Genomic DNA, 19,576 nt, shown 5'->3' with positions numbered 1-19,576 from the left:
GAGTCGAGCGTACTGTGACTGCATGACGACATCGCTCTGGCTGGCCGAATCGAACCCGATCAGTACCGATCCGTTCGTCGACGGGGAAAAGTACGACGAGGTGATCGTCGGAGCCGGCCTCACCGGGCTGGTCACCGCGCTGCTGTTTGCTCGTGCCGGCAAGAAGGTGGCCGTGCTCGAGGCCCGCTTCATCGGCGCCACAGCGAGCGGAAACACCACAGCGAAGCTGTCGCTGCTGCAGGGCAGCCAACTGCAGAGCATCACGTCGCACACCTACCAGGCCGTGACCCAGGCCTACGTCGACGGCAACCGCGCGGGCCAGCGCTGGCTGCTCGACTACATCGAATCACGGGGCATCGCCGTGCAGTTTCGGGATGCCGTCAGCTACGCCGGTACGCCCGACGGGGTGTCGACGATCGCGAAGGAGTATCGGGTCGCGCGCTCGGTGGGGCTGGATGTTCGCCTCACGGCCGAGCTCGACCTGCCGTTCGAGACGTTCGGGGCCGTCGTGCTGCCCGAGCAGGCGCAGTTCGACCCGCTCGACGTGCTCACGGCACTGGCCGCCGACGTTCGCGCACTCGGCGGGGTCGTCGTCGACCAGACCCGCGTGGTCGCGGTGAAGGCGGGTGCCAGAGATTCGGGCTCCGCGCGGGTGCGCACGTCTCGGGGCGAGGTCTCCACCGATCATGTGCACCTCACCACGGGCTCGCCGATTCTCGATCGAGGGCTGTACTTCGCGAAGCTGAGCGCGAAGAGGTCGTACGTGACGTCGTACACGCTGCCTGGCAGTGGTGCGGGTGCGGCGCAGCTGCCCGAGGGCATGTTCCTGTCGGTCGACTCGCCGAGCCGGTCGCTGCGAACGGCGCCGGTCAGGCCCAGGCTCGGCGAGGCGGGCGACGGCGTTCAGTTGCTGGTGGGCGGCAACGGGCATCCGGTCGGCCGCGAACCGTCGACCCAGCTGATGATCGACGACCTGCACGAGTGGACCGAACGGTACTTTCCGGGCGCCCAGCCCACCCATTCGTGGAGCGCTCAAGACTACGAGACGCCGCACCGGGTTCCGTTCGTCGGCTGGCTGCCCCGCGGTCGCGGTCGCATCTACCTCGCGACGGGGTACGACAAGTGGGGTATGACCAACGCAGTCATGGCCGCACTCACGCTCGTCAGTGACGTGCTCGGCGACAGCCCCGAGTGGGCCGTCGTCATGCACCACCGCGCCACGTTGCCGGTGGCCATCGCCTCAGGCCTCGGCTCGAACGCGGCGGTGGGCTGGTGGGCCCTGAAGGGGTGGGCTGGGGCTCTGCTCGGCCCGGGTCTGGATGCCCTGCCCGAGCCGCACGAACGCGAGGGGTTGATCGGGCGTGCGGGGCTCCGCCCCACCGGTGTCTCGACGGTCGACGGCCGTACCTGCGCGGTCTCAGCTGTGTGCCCGCACCTCGGCGGGGTTCTGACCTGGAACAACGCCGAAGCGTCGTGGGACTGCCCTCTGCACGGCTCGCGCTTCGACGCGTCGGGTGCCCTGCTCGAGGGGCCCGCGACCCGCGACCTCAAGCGGTAGCCAGCGCGCGCGGCTGCGGGCGGGTCAGACGCCGGAGTCGCCTGCCAGCCGCGCGACGGCAGTGGTCGGGATCGACAGCCACGTGGGGCGGTTTCGCACCTCGTAGATGGCCTCGTACAGCGCCTTGTCGATCTCGAACGCATCGAGCAGGGCGTGATTGGCATGCAGGTCGAAACCCGAGCGGGCGATGTAACCGTCGAGGAACGCGGCGCGGGCATCCAGAGCCCACTGAGCGGCCGCCGTCACGGCATCATTCTGCGCGCTCTCGGCCGATGCGACCGCGAGGCTCTGGCCGTACGAGCCGGCGACGTAGTCGAACGAGCGCAGCATTCCGGCGATGTCGCGGAGCGCGAGGTCGGGCTGGCTGCGCTCGACCATCGGGCGCAGCGGCTCGCCTTCGAAGTCGACGATCACCCAGCCGCCGTTCGGCAGCGCGAGCACCTGGCCGAGGTGGTAGTCGCCGTGGATGCGCTGCAGTCGTGGCCACGGAGTCGCCTCGGCCGCCGCGAACAGCTTCTCGATGGCCGCGCTGTACTGGGCGAGTTCGGGTACTTCGCGAACGGCGCCTCCGTGGCGTCGGCGCATGCTCGCCATGACCCCCGCAATGAGATCGGGAGAGGGCTCGAGAGTGGGCAGCACGTCGGCGAGGGTCTGGTGGATCTCGGCCGTGGCCTCACCGAGCGCGCGGGCGGCGTCGATGAACGAGTGCCCGTTTTCGGCAACATCGCGGGCCACGGCGTCGAGGGCCACGCGCCAGGCGTCTTGCACACCCGGCAGGAACTCCTGCGCGAAGGCGAGGTGGCCCGAGGTGCGGCCGTCGGGCATGCGGGTGTCATCCCACTGACCCACGACGCTGCCGATCGACGCGGGAACCTTCGTCGACCCGGCTTTAGCGAGGGCCGACTGCAGCACGACGTCAGGATTGTTGCCGTGGTGCAGCACTCGGAAGACCTTGCAGATGACGGGCGTGTGCGGCTCGCCGCCGGGGCCCTCGACCCTGATGATGATCGACGTGTTCGACTGTTCGCCGCTCAGAACTTTGGCGCCGGTGGTGACGAGTGGATGCCCGGCGACCTGGCTGCGGCCCGACGCCGTCACTCCGTGTGAGGGGTCGGTCACGGCGTCAGCGGTGATGAGGTCGAGAAGCGCGGCGGCGTAGGCCGGGTCGTGGGCGCCGTCGTAGACGTGCAGGCGGGTGGGGGTGAGGGTCGTGACGAGCGAGGCGGCCAGGGCTGGGAGCGCTTCGCTTCGAAAGGTGAGCGGCACCTGGTAGAGCTTCGACTGCTGCCCTCCGGCGTCGAGCACGAGCCACGTCGCGACGCGAACGTCGGCGGCTTGCGTCGTCTCGGATGCAGTCGAGTCGACGTCGAAACTGCCGATGAGCCGGAGTGCGGGGGTGGTGCCTTTGCCTGCGAACCAGCGCTGCGCGGGCATCCATTCGGCAAGCGCAGCGAGAACGGCGTCACGATGGTCGTCGGTCAATGTTTCAGCCATGCTTACACCCTACAAGTCACGACCCTGCGCGGCCGGGGCGTGCGCGCACGCCCGAAACGGTATATAGGCTCAGGGGGTTTGGGTGCGGCCGAGAACGTCGAGCATCCAGGCTGATTCGTAGGCCGCTTCTTTCCAGCGCTCGTAGCGGCCGCTGACGCCGCCGTGGCCCGCGGTCATCTCGATCTTCAGCAGCGGGTCGGCGCCAGCTTCACGCAGGCGCGCGACCCATTTCGCTGGCTCGACGTAGAGCACGCGTGTGTCGTTGAGGCTCGTGACAGCGAGGATGCGCGGGTACCTGACCCCGTCACGCACGTTCTCGTAGGGCGAATACGTCTTCATGTACGCATACACCTCTGGGTCGTGGAGGGGGTCTCCCCACTCATCCCACTCGATGACGGTGAGCGGAAGCGACGGGTCGAGAATCGACGTCAGCGCATCGACGAACGGAACCTGCGCGAGAATGCCCGCGAACAGCTCAGGCGCGTCGTTTGCGACCGCACCCATCAGGAGCCCGCCCGCGCTGCCGCCCTGAGCGACGAGCAGTTCGGGGGTCGTCTGGCCGATCTCGACGAGGTGCCGCGCCGCCGCGATGAAATCGCTGAAGGTGTTTCGTTTCGTGAGGGTCTTGCCGCTCTCGTACCACCAGCGGCCGAGCTCTCCGCCGCCCCGAACGTGCGCGATGGCGAAGACCACCCCCCGGTCGAGCAGCGACAGCCTGGCGACCGAGAACGACGGGTCGATGCTCGCCTCGTACGACCCGTACCCGTAGAGAATCAGCGGAGCTGGCCCGGTGTGCGCGAAGTTGTCAACGCCAGGCGCGTCGGAGTCGCCCGGCGTCAGGTACACCAGCGACAAGGGCACGCGGGTTCCGTCGGGCGCAGTGGCCCACTCGCGCCGCTGCGTGTACCGCGACGAGTCGTACCCGCCCAGAACGGGTTGCTGCTTCAGCAGGCGCAGTTCACCCGTCGCCACCACGTAGTCGTACACCGTCGACGGCGTCACGAACGAGGTGAATCCCACCCGTAGTGTGGGCTGCCGCCACTCGGGGTTGCCGCCGGTGCCCGACGCGAACAGCGGCTCATCGAACGGAAGCTCGACGAGTTCGCCGTACCCCGCCGAGTCATGTACACCTGCGCCATCAGCTGTGCCATCACCAGTCCCAGCCAGCCGGATGACCGCCACCCTGCTGAGCGCATCGCGGCGGTATTGAACGCTGAGGTGGGTCTCGAACGCGTCGACGCTCTCGAGCCGGCGTTCGGGGTCGTGCGCCAGAACGGTGTGCTGGCGGGCGGAGTCGGTGGGGGCATCCACCGGCACCTCGACCAGCTCGAAGTTGTCACCGTTGCGGTTGTGCGTGATGAGGAGCTTGTCGACGCCGCCGATGACGGCGTGCTCGACCGAATACTCGACGCCCTCGACTCGCGGCCAGACGACAGCGAACTCGCCCTCGGGGTCTGCCGCGTCGAGCAGGTAGGCCTCGCTCGTGATGCTCGAACCCACGCCGATCTCGAGATACCTACGGCTGCGCGTGAGCCCCACCCCCACCCAGTAGCGCTCGTCGGGCTCGGTGAAGACGGAGACGTCAGCGTTCGTCTCGCCCTGAACGCCGCCCACCCGGTGCCGCCACACCGTGTCGGGCCGCCACGCGTCATCGACCGTCGGGTAGAACACGTGCGACGCATCGAGAGAGAAGGTGGCCCCCGGCGCCGTGTTCTCGACCACATCGGCGAGGTCGGCGCCCGTCAGCAGGTTTCGGATGCGCAGGGTGTACCGCTCGTCACCGACAGTGTCGATCGCATAGGCGAGCAGGGTTCCGTCGGTGCTCACGTCGAAACTGCCGAGCGAGTAGAAATCGGTGCCCTCGGCTTCGACGTTGTCGTCGAGCACCACCACCTCGCCCGGTACCGGCTCACCCGCGACGAGTTGCGGCGGCTGCCAGTCGTCTCGCCCGCTGATGGGTGCCCGCGCGTGAACGCCGTACTGCTTGCCTTCGACCGTGCGCGTGTAGTACCACCACTCGCCTTCCCGCACGGGCACCGACAAGTCGGTCTCGAGCGTTCGAGCCTTGATCTCGTCGAAGATGCGCGAGCGGAGCCCGGCCAGATGGGCGGTCTGCTGGTCGGCGAACGTGTTCTCGGCGGCGAGGTGCGCCAGCACCTCGTCGTTCTCGGGGTCGCGCAGCCACTCGTAGTTGTCGACGAACTCGTCGCCGTGGTGGCGGCGGGTGTGTGCGATCTTCGCGGCTACCGGCGCCGTGGCCGGTGCGACAGCGGGGGTACGGGCAGGGGTGCTCTCAGGCTCGTGCATGTGTCTACGCTAGCCGCTGCGTTAGCGTAGAAAGCATGAACCATCAGGTGCACATCGAGATCGAGCGAAAGTACGACGTGGCAGATTCGAGTGTGGTGCCCGACCTCATCGGGGTAGCCTCGATCGCCAGCGCGTCTGAGCCCGACACGGTGACCCTTGAAGCCGTCTATTTCGACACTCCAGACCTCGCGCTCGCAGCCCAGCGCATCGTGCTTCGGCGCAGGGTTGGCGGCGCAGACGAGGGCTGGCACATCAAGCTCCCGGGCGACGAGGGGCGCACGGAGCTGCACTGGCCGCTCGGCGACGAGTCGCCCATTCCCGAAGCGGTGCTCGACCTGGTCATGGTGCACGTTCGCGACCGAGAGGTCTCACCCGTCGCGCGCCTGACCACCACGCGCACCACAACCTGTCTCTTCGACGACAGCGGCCGGGCGCTGGCCGAGATCTGCGACGACCTGGTGTCGGCCGGCGACGTGATGTCGGGCCAGGTGCGGGTGTGGCGTGAGTGGGAGGTCGAGCTCGCCGAGGCAGCCCCTGGCTCGCCGAAGAAACGCCAGGCACTACTCGACGCGATCGAGCACGAACTCGGCCGCGCCGGGGCCATGCCCGCCTCGAGCGTGTCGAAGCTCGCCCACGCCCTCGGTCGTGAGCGGCTGGGCGACCCCGCCCCCCGCTGGGAGCTGACGTCGAAGAGCAGCGCGGGCGACGTACTGCGAGCGGCCGTGGCCGAACAGACGCTGAGGCTCAAGGCGGCCGACCCTCTGGTGCGCCAAGACGAGGCGGGTGCCGTGCACACCATGCGCTCATCCGTTCGTCGACTGCGCAGTGTGCTGGCCACCTACCGTTCAATTCTGTCGTCACCAGAGGCGAAACACCTGGAAAGCGAGCTGAGGGCGTTCGGCGGCGTTCTCGGCGACGCCCGCGACCCGCAGGTGATGCACGATCGGGCGCGCGACCTGGTGCGCTCGCAGTCGAACAAGCGCATGCACGAAGCCGTGTTGGCGCGGCTGGTCGTCAGCAAAGAGGCCGAGTACCAGCGTGCGCTGGCCTACCTTCGCCGTCTGATGTCGAGTGCGCGGTATTTCAGGCTTCTGGATGCCCTCGAAGCGTTCAGCGCCATGCCTTCGTTCAACCCGAAATCTGAACGGCCTGCCGCGAAGGCCCTCGCCAAAGGAATTTCAGACGACTATCGGCGGGTACGGGAACGCATGGCGGCCGTGAACGACGCGGCGAATCCCGAGGAGTGGAACCTGCGCATCCACCACGTACGAAAGGCCGCCCGCCGACTGCGCTTCGGTGTCGAGGCCGTCAGCTCGGGCGACACCGCCATTTTCGGCGACAAGGCCAGGCGTCTCGCGGGCGCTGCCGAACGGGTGCAGGATGCGCTGGGGGAGTACCGCGACAGCCTCACCCTGCAAGAGCTGCTGGTCAGTACCTCAGCCGTCGCTTCTGCTGAGGGAGAGAACACCTTCGGATTCGGCCGGCTGCACGCCCTCGAGCAAGTACGCTCAGACCAGGCTCTCGCCGAGTATGCGCGGGCCCGGGCCGAATTCACAGACGCGAAAAAGTGGTTGCCGTCGAGGTGATGTGACCCGCCGTGAACAGGCGGGTTGCCCCGAACGAGGGTGAGGCCGGTCGTGGCCGTGATGGGTAAACTTCAGACCATGCTCTGCCCGTTCTCGGTACAGGGCAGCGCCTACGAGACGGGGGCGGTTCGATGTTCGGCTTCAGACGCGGTGCAGAGGGTCAGCTGGCCTGGAACACGATGATGGAATGGCCGCTGACGGGGGTGTCGCTGCTCTTTCTGGTCGCGTACTCGTGGGATGTGATCGGCAACCTGCAGGCGAACTCGCACATGTACGCCGAGATTGTCATGTGGGCGGTGTGGGGCGTCTTCGTTGTCGACTACGTGGTCGAACTCCTGTTGGCACCTCGCCGTCTGCACTGGTTCTTCGTGCACTTTCTCGAGTTTCTGATCGTGGCGCTTCCGCTGCTGCGGCCGCTCAGGCTGCTGCGCCTCGTGATGCTTTTCACGGTGCTGCAACGCACGGCCGGTACGGCATTCCGCGGCCGGGTCGCCGTGTACGTCATCGGCTCGGCGGGCATGCTCGTGGTCATCGCAGCGCTCGGTGTGCTCGACGCGGAGCAGAACGTGCCGGGTGCGAACATCCGCACCATCGGTGACGCCCTGTGGTGGGCCTTCGTCACCATCACCACAGTGGGCTACGGCGACTACACACCCGTCACGTTCGAGGGTCGGCTGATTGCGGTGGGGCTCATGATGGCCGGCATCGCCCTGCTCGGTGTGGTCACCGCCACCCTCGCGAGCTGGCTGGTCGAGCGGGTGCGCAGCGGCGAGACGCGCGGGCTTCGCGCGAACGTCGAACACATCGACGCACTGTCGGCTCAGATCGAGGAGATGCGGCTCGAACTGGCCCACTCGCGTGAGCTGTTCTCCCAGGAGCTGCGTTCGTTGAAGCGCAGCCAGCCCAGCCGAAACCAGCCCAGCCGAAACCAGCCCAGCCGAAACCAGCCCAGCCGAAACCAGCCCAGCCGAAACCCACTCGGCCGCAGTCAGCTCACGTGGACCGCGGGGCGCAACCTGACGTCTTTCTCGGCCTCGCGCAGCACTTCACGGGTGACCGGGGCCACCTCTCCGCCACCGGTGATCAAGAATTTCAGCATGTTCGACACCGGGTTGCCCTCGGTCCACTCGAAGTAGATCTCGGGCACCACTCCGGTCTCGTCTCGAATGGTCAGCAGCACCACCGCGAGCGTGTTCGGCACGTTGCCGCTTCGCACCTCGAGCACGCGATAGCCGTGCTTCATGACCCCGCGAACCACCAGGTCTTCTTCGAAGTTCGACGAGTCGGCCGGGTACACCTCTACGAAGATGATCTTCGCGCTGGTGGGAATGTGGCTGTCGTGGCGTTCCTCTTTGTTCTTGATGCGGTACTCGAGCGCGCTGCCGTCGTCAGGCTCGTTGGCGATCAGGTGGATGACCCCCCGCTCGGCATCGGCGCGGAGAAACTCGAGCGCCGACTCGTCGAGCGTCACCGAGGTGGCCCGCAACTGAAAGCTGCGCTGCACCCGTGACACCAGCGAGATGACCAGGATGCCCAGAATGAACAGGGCGGCGATACGAACACCGTCGGGCCGTTCGAACACGTTGGCGACCGTGGTGTAGAGAAAGACGATCGAGACGATGCCGAATCCGATGGTGCGCTTGGGCTGCTTCTGCCGCTTGGCCGACAGGGTCACCGCAACCGACGCCGACGTGATGAGCACGAGCACTCCGGTCGCATAGGCGCCGCCCTGGGCATCCACATTCGCTTTGAAGGCGACGGTGATGAGAAACGCGATGCCCGTGAAGACCAGCACGAGCGGGCGCACGGCCCTGACCCACTGCGGCGCCATGCCGTAGCGGGGGAGGTAGCGCGGCACCAGGTTCAGAAGGCCGGCCATGGCTGACGCACCGGCGAACCACAGAATGCAGATGGTGCTGATGTCATAGAAGGTGCCGAACCCACTGCCGAGGTACTCGTGGGCGAGAAAGGCGAGCGCGCGGCCGTTCGCCGCGCCGCCGGGCTGAAACTCGGCCTGCGGTATGAGCAGCGTGGTCACAATGCTCGTGGCGATCAGGAACGTGCTCATGATCACCGCGGCCGTGGTCAGCAGTCGCCAGGTGCCCCGGATGCGCGCGGCTGGGTTCGCGGGGGTATCGGTCGCTGCGCCGGTGATCTGCGGCATCACGGCGACTCCGGTCTCGAAGCCTGAGAGGCCGAGCGCGAGCTTCGGAAACACGATGAGAGCAATGCCGACCATCACCAGTGGATTGCCGTGCTGCGCGTTCAGGGCGCTCCACCAGTCGGTGATCACGACGGTGTTGCCCACGACGTGGCCGACGGCCACGATGACCACGACGAGGTTCAGCACCAGGTAGACGGCGACCAGAACAGTGGCGATGCCGATGGCCTCTTTGAAGCCGCGGATGAACACGGCGCCGAGCAGAGCGATGAGCACCAGCGTGATGATGACCTCGTTGCCGTGGAACCACGACGGAGCGAACGGGTTCTCGATCGCGTGCGCTGTGGCATCAGCGGCCGACAGGGTGATGGTGATCATGAAGTCGGTGGCGGCGAATCCGAGCAGCACGAGCACGAAGAGCTTGCCGCCCCACCAGGGCAACAGCCGCTCGAGCATGGCGATCGAGCCTTCGCCCTTGAAACTCTCGCGGGCTACACGGCGGTACACCGGCAGGGCGCCGAACAGTGTCAGCAACACCAGAACGATGGTGGCGAAGGGCGACAGCAGCCCGGCGGCGAGAGCCGCGATGGCCGGCTGGTAGCCGAGGGTCGAGAAGTAGTCGACGCCGGTCAGGCACATGACGCGCCACCACGTGTGCGTCTTTTCGGCCTTGACGCCGTACGAGCCCTGGTAGCGGCCCGACTGGTCGACGAGCCCCTGCAGCAACCAGTGCCGGGCCCGGCCGTGCGAGGTCTTCGCAGGGTCGGCCACGACGTGGTGTGCTGATCCGGCACCGGGTTCGACGTTGGCCGAAGAGGGCCCGCGGGCGTCGGCGCCCGGGGAATCGGCATGCGGGGAATCGGCACGCGGGGAATCGGCACCGAGGAAGTCAGGTGGGTGCGTGCTCATCAGTGTGCTCCCGGTTCGAGACGTGCGTGCTTCAACAATACGAGGTGAAAGGCCGACGCGTTGCGCCCGCCGGTTGGCAGGCTCCGGATGCTCAGTGCAGGTTCCACGCCGGAACCGTGTCGAATCCGTCGGTCACGATGCCGCGGTCGAGGAACGCCACCAGATCGGCGAGCGAGCGCGCTGCAGTCTTCACCGCGCGGGGGTAGTCGGCCCAGCTGAGGGCAGATGCGGGGTACTCGATGGCCCGAACGGCAACCCCGGCCTGCTTGAGCAGCTCGGGTAGGTCTTCGGCGAAGCTCACGCCCTCAGCCACCACTGCCTCGCCCGCGCCCGCACGGGACGTGCCCAGCCGGGTGGCGCTCTGCTGGACGAGAGTGGGCGGAAGCTCGCTGAGCCGGGCCACCAGTGACGTGCGGAGGGCGACGGCTGTGCTCGGTGGGCCGAGCAGCAGCTGAAAGTCGGAGTCGATCAGCGCCTGGCGGAGCACCTGCACGCCACCGGCATCGAAAGCAGGGTCGTCGCGCAGGCGCATGGCCGTTCGAGAAGCCAGCGCAGCCCCGGTACCGACGCCGACCAGAGCGATTTTCGTGTACGCGCCACCCAGGAACGACGTGAGAACCTGAAAGGCCGCTTCCCGGTCGTCGATGACCGACTGCTCGATCTGCACGACCACGACCGTCACCGGCAGGGCGTGGGCGATCGAACTGGAGAGCCATTCGCCGCTTCGCGAAGCGAGTCCGGCAAGACTCGAGGCATCGGGAAACACGAGTACCAGCGGTGAATCGTCTGGCGTCGAAGGAGTAGCGAACCTCCGCAGTCGCACACGGTCTGGGCCGCCGGTGTTCTCGGTGTTCTCCGTGAGCACGGTGAGCATGCTGTCGTGCACCTCGACGCCCGCCGCGCGCCGACCGGCGTAGTGCCGCCGGGAGAACCCGAAGCGTGCCACCGCCCACGCTGCACTGAATGGCCTGGGGGAGGGCAGACCCGAACCCGGCGTTGTCACCGCATCGCGAGAGATCATGTCAGCACAGCCTAGTTTCGCCCGCTCAGTTTCGGTTGCGGGTCATCGTCGAGGTGTCGAGGGCAAGCTCCTCGGCGTCGATTCCGCGCAGCACACTGCGCATGACCTCTTCGTCGAGCTCGCCAGCGTTGCGCTCGCGCAGCACGATCGAGCGGCGGTGTTCGATGAGTTCGTGCCGCAGCTCTGTGAGCTGCGGGCCGCTGAGCCGAGGATGCGAAGCAGCGGTCGTGTCGACTCCGGCCGCGTCGATCTCCTGCTGCTCGAGTTCGTTCTCGTCGAGCAGCACGGCGACCTGCCTTTCGTACTGCTTCTGCAGAATGGAGAGCGACCGGTCGAGTTCTTCTCCGCCGTACTTGGCCGCCCACTCGTCGTGGTGCCTCTCCACGTATTCGTTCGTCTCCCGCACCGTGAGCTCGAAGATACGCACCTCGTCTTCGCGGTCTCGTTCGTCTTGACCCGAGTCGATGACACCCAACCGGGTGATCACCCACGGCAGCGTGAGCCCCTGCAGTAGCAGCGTGCCCACCGTCACCACGAACGCCACAAGGGTGATCGTGTCGCGCTCGGCGAACGCCCCGGCCGCGGTCATCGCGGGCACGGCCGCGGCGGCGGCGAGTGTCACCACACCGCGCATTCCCGTCCACGAGATCACGGTGAGTTCCCGCCAGCTCAGGTCAGGCTCCGGCTTCTCAAGGCGTGACCGCAGACGCCGAACGAGCGGCAGGCTCCGGATGCCCGGCTGGTTTCTGATGCGCCCGTACCGTAGCCTCGTGCGGTAGTACGCCGCGAACACAAATGCCGGGCGCACCAGAATGACCACCGCGAGAACCACGACCGCGAGTGTCAGCGACGGCAGCAGGCCGAGTGAGCTGCGGGCGACATCCGAGGCCACACTGCTCACCTGTAAGCCGATCAGAGCGAAGACGAATCCCTCGAGCAGCAGGTCAATCGACGCCCACACCGGCCGCTCCTGCAGACGAGTCTCGTAACCGGTTCGCGGTGAGTTGTAGCCGATGTAGAGCCCCGCTGCGACCACCGCCAGAACGCCAGACCCGTGCAGCGCCTCACCCGCGGCGTAGGCGCCGAACGGCACGAGCAGCCCCAGGGTCGCGCCCACGAGGGAGTCGCCGATGCGCACGCGAATGAACTGCACCACGTAACCGAGGGCGAGCCCCACGGCGATTCCGACGACGATGGTCACGACGAACATCCAGAGCACACCGCCGAAGCTCAGTGCCGAGCCGCCGATGACGGCCACGAACACTTTGAACAGGGTGAGCGAGGCGGCATCGTTGATGAGGCTCTCGCCCGACAGCACCGTCATCACCCGGCGGGGCAGGCCGAGACGGCGGCCGATCGCGCTTGCCGACACGGCGTCGGGTGGCGAGACCACCGCACCGAGCAGCAGTGCACCGGGGAGGGTGAGGGAGGGTACGAGCAGATAGGCCACCCCACCCACCACGAGAGCAGTCACGATGACGAGGCCGATGCCGAGCCGGCGAATCTGCCGGAGGCTCTGGTTGAAGTTCTGAAACGACACGTCGAGCGCGGCCGAATACAGAAGCGGCGGCAGGATGATGGTGAGAATCACCTCGGAGTTGATCTCCACGTCGGGCACCGCCGGAATCAGCGAGACTCCGAGCGCCACAGCCACCACCAGAAGCGGGGCCGGCCAGCCCCGCCAGCGCGCGAAAGCGCTGACCGCGAGCGATCCGGCCAGGATGAGCAGCAGTTCAGGGGTTTCCATTGCTGCTCACCCTAAGTGGTTCACAGGGCTCACGCCGTTGCGCCTGTTCCCACTCGTGCTGGTGAGCTGATGACGGGTATGCTTGCCGTCTCATAAGCGGGTTCGCGACGCGGAATGAAGAACGCGGCAACGACGCCGAGCAGCGCCACGACCGCCGCGATGGCGAAGCAGAGCTGAAACGAGAACTGCGTCGGAATGGCGTGCCCGTTCACGACAACAGCACTCGAGGCAAGAATGAGGCCGAGCACGGCGGCGGCCACGGTGGAGCCGAGGCTGCGCATCACCGAGTTCAGCCCGTTGGCGGCCGCCGTCTCGTTGGCCGGCACCGCGTGCATGATGAGGGTGGGCATTGCCGCGTAAGCGAAACCCACGCCGAAACCGACGGCTGTGGCGACCACCACTGCGTGCCAGACCTCGGTCATCAGCCCGATTGCCACTGCGTATCCGATGGCGATGATGACCCCGCCGAGAATGAGGCTGACCCGCGGGCCGCGAGCTGCACTGAGGCGGGCGGCGACCGGCGACATGAAGAACATCACCAGGCCGCTGGGCATGAGGCAGAGGCTGGCGACGAGCAGGCTCTGGCCGAGTCCGACCCCCGTGGAGGTGGGCGACTCGAGCAGCTGGGGCAGAACGGCTGCGCTGGCGAAGAACGCGAACCCCACGGTGATCGAGGCGAGGTTGGTGAGCAGCACCGGTCGGCGGGCGGCGATGCGCAGGTCGACCAGAGGGTTCTTCGAACGCAACTCGAACCAGCCCCACGCGAGCAGTACGAGCACGCCACCGGCGAGCATCCCGAGCGTGACGGGGCTCGACCAGCCCCACTCGCCACCCTTCGAGACGGCCAGCAGGATACCCACCAGGCCGATGGCGAAGCCGACCGAACCAATGATGTCGAAGTGACCGCCGGTGCGGAGGGTGCTGACGGGAACGATGAAGTAGACCAGGCCGAACCCGATCAGCGCGAGCAACCCCGAGAGCCAGAACAGGTAGTGCCAGTCGAGGTTCTGGGCGATGAGCGCGGAGACGGGCAGGCCCACTGCGCCGCCGATGCCGAGTGTGGCGCTCACCAGGGCGACGGCTGCGCCCAGGCGTTTCGGGTGCAGCACGTCACGCAGAATACTCACGCCGAGGGCGATGACGCCGAGGCCTGCGCCCTGCAGAACGCGGCCCGCGATCATCGGAACGATGTCATTCGACACGGCAGACACGATCGACCCGGCGAGCAGCAGCGCGAGAAGAACGAGAACAAGGCGACGCTTGCCGAACATGTCGCCGAGTCGGCCGCTGATGGGGGTGGTGATGGCGGCAGAGAGCAGTGTCGCGGTGAGAACCCACGTCGAGTTCGACGCAGTCGTGTTCAGCAGCTGGGGCAGTTCGGGCACGATGGGCGTCACGAGCGTCTGCATGAACGCAGCGATCAGACCGGTGAACGCGAGGGTGGCGATGATGGCACGTTCGTTCTCAGGTCGGGTGAGGCGCCTCCTCTCGCGGGCGGTCAGGATGCTCGGGCCGTCGGTCTGGGAGGAGTCAGTCACTCGTTAGCCAACAGCAACTAACCGGTTTGTATTCCCGTAGGGGAATGGATACCCGGCGAGGCCCGTGTTCCCGCCGATCCGGGCCGGATAGGCTGCAATCATGACCACCGTTTCTGGCGCACGTAGCCCGCATCTCCTGACCGAACCGATCAGAACGGCGGTGATCGGTTTCGGGTTGTCGGGGCGGGTGTTCCACTCGCCGTTCGTTGCGGCAGACCCCCGGTTCGCGCTGTCAGCCATCGTGACGGGCAACGCCGAACGGGTGGCAGAGGCGGGGGTGCTGCATCCATCGGCCCGCGTTCTCAGAAACACCGATGAACTGTTCGACCACGCCGACGAGTACGACCTGGTCGTGATCGGTTCGCCGCCCGTCACGCACTACCCGCTGGCGCTCACGGCGCTCGAAGCCGGGCTGGCCGTCGTCGTCGACAAGCCGTTCGCCGCAAACTCGTCGCAGGGTGCGCACCTCGTTGCCAGGGCGGCCGAGCTGGGCCAGGCGCTCACGGTGTTCCAGAACCGGCGATGGGACGCCGACTACCTCACGTTGGCCAAGCTGCTCGGCGCGGGCGAACTCGGCGACGTGTACCGGTTCGAGTCGCGGTTCGAGTGGTGGCGGCCCCAGGGCGGCAAGGCGTGGAAGAACGAGGCCACGGTGAGCGAGGGTGGCGGCATTCTGTTCGACCTCGGTACCCACTTGATCGACCAGGCGCTACAGCTGTTCGGGCCGATCGATGAGGTGTACTCCGAGGTGCGCACGCGCCGTGCGGGCGGTTCGGCTGACGACGACGCGTTCGTCGCCCTGAGGCACACCTCGGGAGTGCAGAGCCAGCTCTGGATGAACGGGCTCGCCGCCCAGAAGGGTGCACGGTTTCACGTGCTGGGCTCGCGCTCAGCCTTCACGAAGTGGGGGCTCGACGGCCAGGAGGCCGCGCTGAAGGGCGGAATGCTGCCGACCGACGCTGCGTACGGCATCGAGCCCGAGTCGGCATGGGCCGAAGTGGGCGTCGACGGTGACACTCGCCGAGTGCCGCTTGAACGCGGAGACTACTCTGCGTTCTACTCACAGCTGGGTGACGCTCTGACAACGGGGTCGGCGTTGCCGGTGGATGCGGCAGATTCGCAGGAGGTTCTCGAGATCATCGAGCAGTCGCACGCGGGCCGCGCGTAGGGTTTCTGCATGACAACAGAACGAGGGCTCGGGGCTGACGCAGCGAACAGGGCTGACGCAGCGAACAGGGCTGACGGGACGAGCAGGGCGTACACGATCGGTGTGACGGGAGTGACGGGCAACATCGGCGGTGCCGTCGGGCGTCTGCTCGCCTCGCACGGGCAGGGCTTTCGTGCGATCGTGCGTGACGCTGCTCGGGTTCCCGACTTCGCGGGTGCTGCGACGGCTGCAGGAAGGGCGGGTGACGTCGACGTCACGGTCGGGGTGACCGAATACAGCGATGCCAGGGCTGGTCGGGAGGCGCTCGAGGGTGTCGACGTGCTGTTCATGGTGTCGGCGGCCGAGTCGACCGACCGGGTCGCCGAGCATGTGCAGTTCATCCAGTCGGCCATCGAGGCCGGGGTTCAGCACATCGTCTACACGTCGTTCACGGGGGCCGGGCCCGCTGCCAGTTTCACGCTCGCGCGAGACCACGGCAGAACCGAAGAAGTCATCCGTGCCAGCGGGCTCGATTTCACGTTTCTGCGCGACAATTTCTATCTCGACGTGCTGGTCGCGTTCGCCGACGAGAACGGCGTCATCAGGGGCCCGGCCGGTGACGGGCGCATGGCCGCCGTGGCGCGGGCCGATGTCGCCGACGCCGCCGTGACCGTACTGCTCGCACCGGGCGAGCATCGCGGTGCGCTGTACGAGCTGACCGGCGGCGAGACCCTCACGTTCGGTGAACTGGCCGAGCGAACGACGAAGGCCACCGGGCGAACGGTGACGTTCCAGAACGAAAGCGTCGACGAGGCTTACGCGTCGCGAGCGAAGTTCAACGCGCCGGCGTTCATGGTCGACGCATGGGTGAGCACGTACACGGGCATCCGTGACGGCGAGCTCGAGACCGTCTCGGCCGACGTGGCGCTGCTCACCGGGCACGCGCCGCGCACCCTCGAAGACGTGCTGGCGGGCCGGTGACCGACGTCGGTGCGGCGGTGGGTGCAGGTGCAGGTGCAGGTGCAGGTACGGGTGCAGGGGCTGGTGCGAGTGCTGGTGCGGGTGTACCGATCGGCGGGGCACCGGTGACGGCGGGCGGATGGCCGGCAGCGCCCGAGGGGGCGGCTTCGTACGACGTGGTGACGGCATCCGGAACCCTGCGGGGCTCGATCGAGGGCGAACTGGTTCGATTTCGCGGGGTGCGGTATGCGACGGCGGAGCGATTCGAGGCTCCCGTGGCGGCACCGGAGTGGACGGGCATCCGGGAGGCGCGCGCAGACGGGCCGATGTGCCCGCAGCCGCCCTTCGGGCTCGCGCTGCTGGCGTTGCCCAAGCGCACGCCGCCGATGGCTGAAGACTGCCTTTTTCTGAACATCACCATTCCGCGGGCGGCGTTAGGTGAGGGTGCGCCCCTGCGGCCCGTGATGGTGTGGATTCACGGTGGAGCGTACGTGAACGGTTCTGGCGCGGGGGAGATCTACGACCCGGCGCGGCTGGTGGCCGACGGCGACGTGATCGTAGTGGGCCTGAACTATCGGCTCGGCGTGTTCGGCTACGTACCCCTCGCTCCCGGTGAGCCCGAGGCAGGCGATGCCGTACCGGCGAACCTGGGGGTGCTCGACCAGCTCGCTGCGCTGGCGTGGGTGAAGCAGAACATCGCCGCGTTCGGGGGAGACCCATCGACGGTGACGCTGTTCGGGCAGTCAGCCGGGGCAGACGCGATAGCCCAGCTGCTCGCCATCCCCGAGGCCGATGGCCTTTTCTCTCGTGCAATTCTGCAGAGCCCACCCCTCGGGCTCGACACCGCCCGCGAGGTGCTGGCCGTCGAGCTGGGCGCCAACGTGGTGAGTGCCCTCGGCCAGGTGCACCCCCGCGACGCGACCGTTCAGCAACTACTCGAGGCGCAGGTGCGCGCGGGTGAGGGCCTGCACGGAGACCGGCTCACGAGCGGGATGCCCTACGCGCCCACCCCGGGTGTCTGGCCGGTGCCGGCGAAAGCCGAGCGGGCCGAGCGCTGGGCCAGACGTGCTCCGGGCGTCGACGTGTTGATCGGGTACAACCGTGACGACTTCAGCGCGTTTCTCGAGGTGGTCGGCGCGCTCCGCCGGGCTCGGGCCTCGCGGCTGCTGCGCCCCGCCACAGAACCACTGTCGGCTGCCCTCACTCGGCGCGTGTTCGGTGCCCCGAGCCTTGCGCTCGCGGGAGCGTTCGCGGCGGCCGGAGCGCGGGTGTTCACCTATCGCCTCGACTGGCGACCAATGGGCACTCCGTGGGGAGCGTGCCACTGCCTCGAGCTGCCGTTCTTCTGGGCCGACGAAGAGTTCTGGCGCGGCTCGCCGATGCTGGGGGGCGCAGTATGGGCCGACCTCGAGAAGACTGGGCTCCAGCTCCGACGGTCGTGGGCGGCTTTTGCGCGCACCGGCACTCCGACGCCCATCGGCGACCCCGGGCATCCAGAAGCAGAATGGCCGCCGTACAGCTCACGCCGCCGCGTCGGCAGCGCCATCACTCTGCACCCGCGCTACACCGTCTGATTCGGCTGAGGAGCGGAACGATCGCACTGCACCCGCGCCAGGGAGCATGATCGGCATACGATGAGTCATGAGCATCGACGCACCGAGCCAGCAGGGCACCGGTTCTGAGGCAACGCCGCCTTCTGCGGCTCGCCCCACGGCCGTCACCAGCACCAGCAGCATCACCAGCATCATCAGCACCGTCGAGCGGCTGCGCGGCACGTTCGACCGGGGCGTCACGAAGCCGACTGCGTGGCGCATCCGGCAGTTGAAGGCACTGCGCGCGCTGCTCATCGACAACACGAGCGACATCGAGCAGGCGCTGCTCACCGACCTCAAGAAGAACCCGGCCGAGGCCCAGCTCACCGAGATCGGATTCGTGATCGCCGAGATCGACCACACCCTGAAGCACCTGCGTCAGTGGCTGCGGCCGAAGCGGGTCTCGACCCCGCTGCTCATCGCCCCCTCGTCAGCGCACGTCGTGAAAGAGCCGCTGGGCGTGGTGCTCGTGATCGCGCCGTGGAACTACCCCGTTCAACTGCTGCTCGTGCCCATCATCGGGGCGCTCGCCGCGGGCAACGCTGTCGCGGCGAAGCCCAGCGAGCTCGCCCCCGCCACCTCGGCGGTGTTCGCCCGCCTCTTCGCCCGGTACTTCGACAGCAACGCCGTCGCGCTCATCGAGGGCGGAGTCGACGAGACCACCCAGCTGCTGGCTGAACGCTTCGACCACATCTTCTACACCGGCAACGGGCGCGTGGGCCGCATCGTCATGCAGGCAGCCGTCGCGAACCTCACGCCCGTCACCCTCGAGCTGGGCGGCAAATCACCGGTGTACGTCGACGACACCGTCGATCTTCGCGTGGTTGCCCACCGCATCGCGTGGGGCAAGTTCATGAACGCCGGCCAGACCTGCGTCGCACCCGACTACCTGCTCACCACCCCGGCCATCGCCGCGAAGCTGGGAGCGCTGCTGGTCGATACGATTGCCGAGTTCTACGGCAGTGACCCCGTATCGAGCGACAGCTACGGTCGCATCGTCAACGACAGGCAGTTCGAGCGCCTCGTCGGCCTGCTCGAGGGCGAAACGGTTGTCACCGGAGGCGACTCGGATGCCCGCACCCGCTACATCGCCCCCACCGTGCTCTCGGGCGTCAGCCGTGACGCACCCATCATGTCAGAAGAGATCTTCGGCCCGATTCTGCCGATCGTCACGGTCGACTCGCTCAGCGACGCCATCGACTTCATCAACGCCGGCGACAAGCCGCTCGCGCTCTACGTGTTCAGCGAGTCGAAGACCACCCGGCGCCGGTTCACCACACAGACCTCTTCTGGCGCTCTGGCATTCGGCGTGCCCGCGGCCCACCTGCTCGTGCAGTCGCTGCCGTTCGGGGGTGTGGGCCAGAGCGGTATGGGTTCGTACCACGGCGAACGAAGTCTCGCTGTGTTCAGCCACGAGAAGGCCGTGCTGAGCAAGATTCTGAAGCCCGACACGTTTAACCTCGTGTATCCGCCGTTCACGCAGAAGAAAGACGCGTTCATTCGCGGATTCCTCAGAAAACTCACCTGACCCGGCCGCCACCGAGTAACGTTTTTGT

General features: G+C 67.3%; 12 protein-coding genes and 1 pseudogene. 7 read left to right on the top strand and 6 right to left on the bottom strand.

Features of this window, described 5'->3' with window-relative positions; genetic code table 11:
- Nucleotides 1-22: 22 nt before the first annotated feature.
- Nucleotides 23-1,558 (top strand): FAD-dependent oxidoreductase, encoded by a 1,536-nt coding sequence (locus tag D4765_RS04165; protein ID WP_136640948.1) that lies wholly within the window; start codon nt 23-25, stop codon nt 1,556-1,558.
- Nucleotides 1,559-1,582: 24 nt separating this feature from the next.
- On the opposite strand, the gene D4765_RS04160 is transcribed toward D4765_RS04165, so the two are convergent.
- A complete protein-coding gene (locus D4765_RS04160; protein WP_136640947.1) occupies nt 1,583-3,052 on the bottom strand; it encodes a maltokinase N-terminal cap-like domain-containing protein in 1,470 nt (489 codons plus the stop codon).
- Nucleotides 3,053-3,121: 69 nt separating this feature from the next.
- A complete protein-coding gene (locus D4765_RS04155; RefSeq protein WP_136640946.1) occupies nt 3,122-5,359 on the bottom strand; it encodes a S9 family peptidase in 2,238 nt (745 codons plus the stop codon).
- A gap of 35 nt (nt 5,360-5,394) precedes the next feature.
- On the opposite strand from D4765_RS04155, the gene D4765_RS04150 reads away from it, so the two are divergent.
- Nucleotides 5,395-6,945, top strand: a complete 1,551-nt coding sequence (locus D4765_RS04150) for a CYTH and CHAD domain-containing protein (RefSeq protein ID WP_136640945.1) — start codon at nt 5,395-5,397, stop codon at nt 6,943-6,945.
- A 131-nt stretch (nt 6,946-7,076) separates the two neighbouring features.
- Nucleotides 7,077-7,685: pseudogene (locus tag D4765_RS19930) on the top strand (potassium channel family protein); the annotation flags it as partial.
- Nucleotides 7,686-7,933: 248 nt separating this feature from the next.
- Here the strand turns inward: D4765_RS19930 and D4765_RS04135 are convergent.
- The 4 genes from D4765_RS04135 to D4765_RS04120 form a co-directional block, all read right to left on the bottom strand.
- Entirely contained in the window at nt 7,934-10,015 is a 2,082-nt protein-coding gene (locus tag D4765_RS04135) for an APC family permease (RefSeq protein ID WP_420824521.1), read from the bottom strand.
- Nucleotides 10,016-10,106: 91 nt separating this feature from the next.
- A complete protein-coding gene (locus tag D4765_RS04130; RefSeq protein ID WP_136640944.1) occupies nt 10,107-11,036 on the bottom strand; it encodes an alpha/beta hydrolase in 930 nt (309 codons plus the stop codon).
- 25 nt (nt 11,037-11,061) lie between these two features.
- Nucleotides 11,062-12,783 carry a cation:proton antiporter gene (locus tag D4765_RS04125; protein ID WP_136640943.1) on the bottom strand — a complete coding sequence of 574 codons (1,722 nt, stop codon included), beginning with the start codon at nt 12,781-12,783 and terminating at the stop codon, nt 11,062-11,064.
- Between the two features lie 29 nt (nt 12,784-12,812).
- Entirely contained in the window at nt 12,813-14,321 is a 1,509-nt protein-coding gene (locus tag D4765_RS04120; RefSeq protein ID WP_272898605.1) for an MFS transporter, read from the bottom strand.
- A gap of 100 nt (nt 14,322-14,421) precedes the next feature.
- Here D4765_RS04120 and D4765_RS04115 point away from each other — a divergent pair, with 100 nt between their 5' ends.
- From D4765_RS04115 to D4765_RS04100, 4 genes are all read left to right on the top strand, one after another.
- Nucleotides 14,422-15,489, top strand: a complete 1,068-nt coding sequence (locus D4765_RS04115; protein ID WP_136640942.1) for a Gfo/Idh/MocA family protein — start codon at nt 14,422-14,424, stop codon at nt 15,487-15,489.
- Nucleotides 15,490-15,498: 9 nt separating this feature from the next.
- On the top strand, nt 15,499-16,449 hold the full coding sequence (locus D4765_RS04110; protein ID WP_136640941.1) for an SDR family oxidoreductase: 951 nt from the start codon (nt 15,499-15,501) through the stop codon (nt 16,447-16,449).
- The gene (locus D4765_RS04105; RefSeq protein ID WP_136640940.1) at nt 16,446-18,002 is read left to right on the top strand and encodes a carboxylesterase family protein; all 1,557 of its coding nucleotides are present in this window, start codon (nt 16,446-16,448) and stop codon (nt 18,000-18,002) included. The genes D4765_RS04110 and D4765_RS04105 overlap by 4 nt, the downstream gene beginning before the upstream one ends.
- A gap of 67 nt (nt 18,003-18,069) precedes the next feature.
- The gene (locus tag D4765_RS04100; protein WP_136640939.1) at nt 18,070-19,548 is read left to right on the top strand and encodes an aldehyde dehydrogenase family protein; all 1,479 of its coding nucleotides are present in this window, start codon (nt 18,070-18,072) and stop codon (nt 19,546-19,548) included.
- The last annotated feature ends 28 nt before the right edge of the window (nt 19,549-19,576 follow it).

The organism is Subtercola vilae, from assembly GCF_004923255.1.
In the GTDB taxonomy this organism is placed as follows: domain Bacteria; phylum Actinomycetota; class Actinomycetes; order Actinomycetales; family Microbacteriaceae; genus Subtercola; species Subtercola vilae.
The sequence above is the reverse complement of the archived record's forward strand: the minus strand, read 5'-3'. Positions and strand labels throughout refer to the sequence as shown.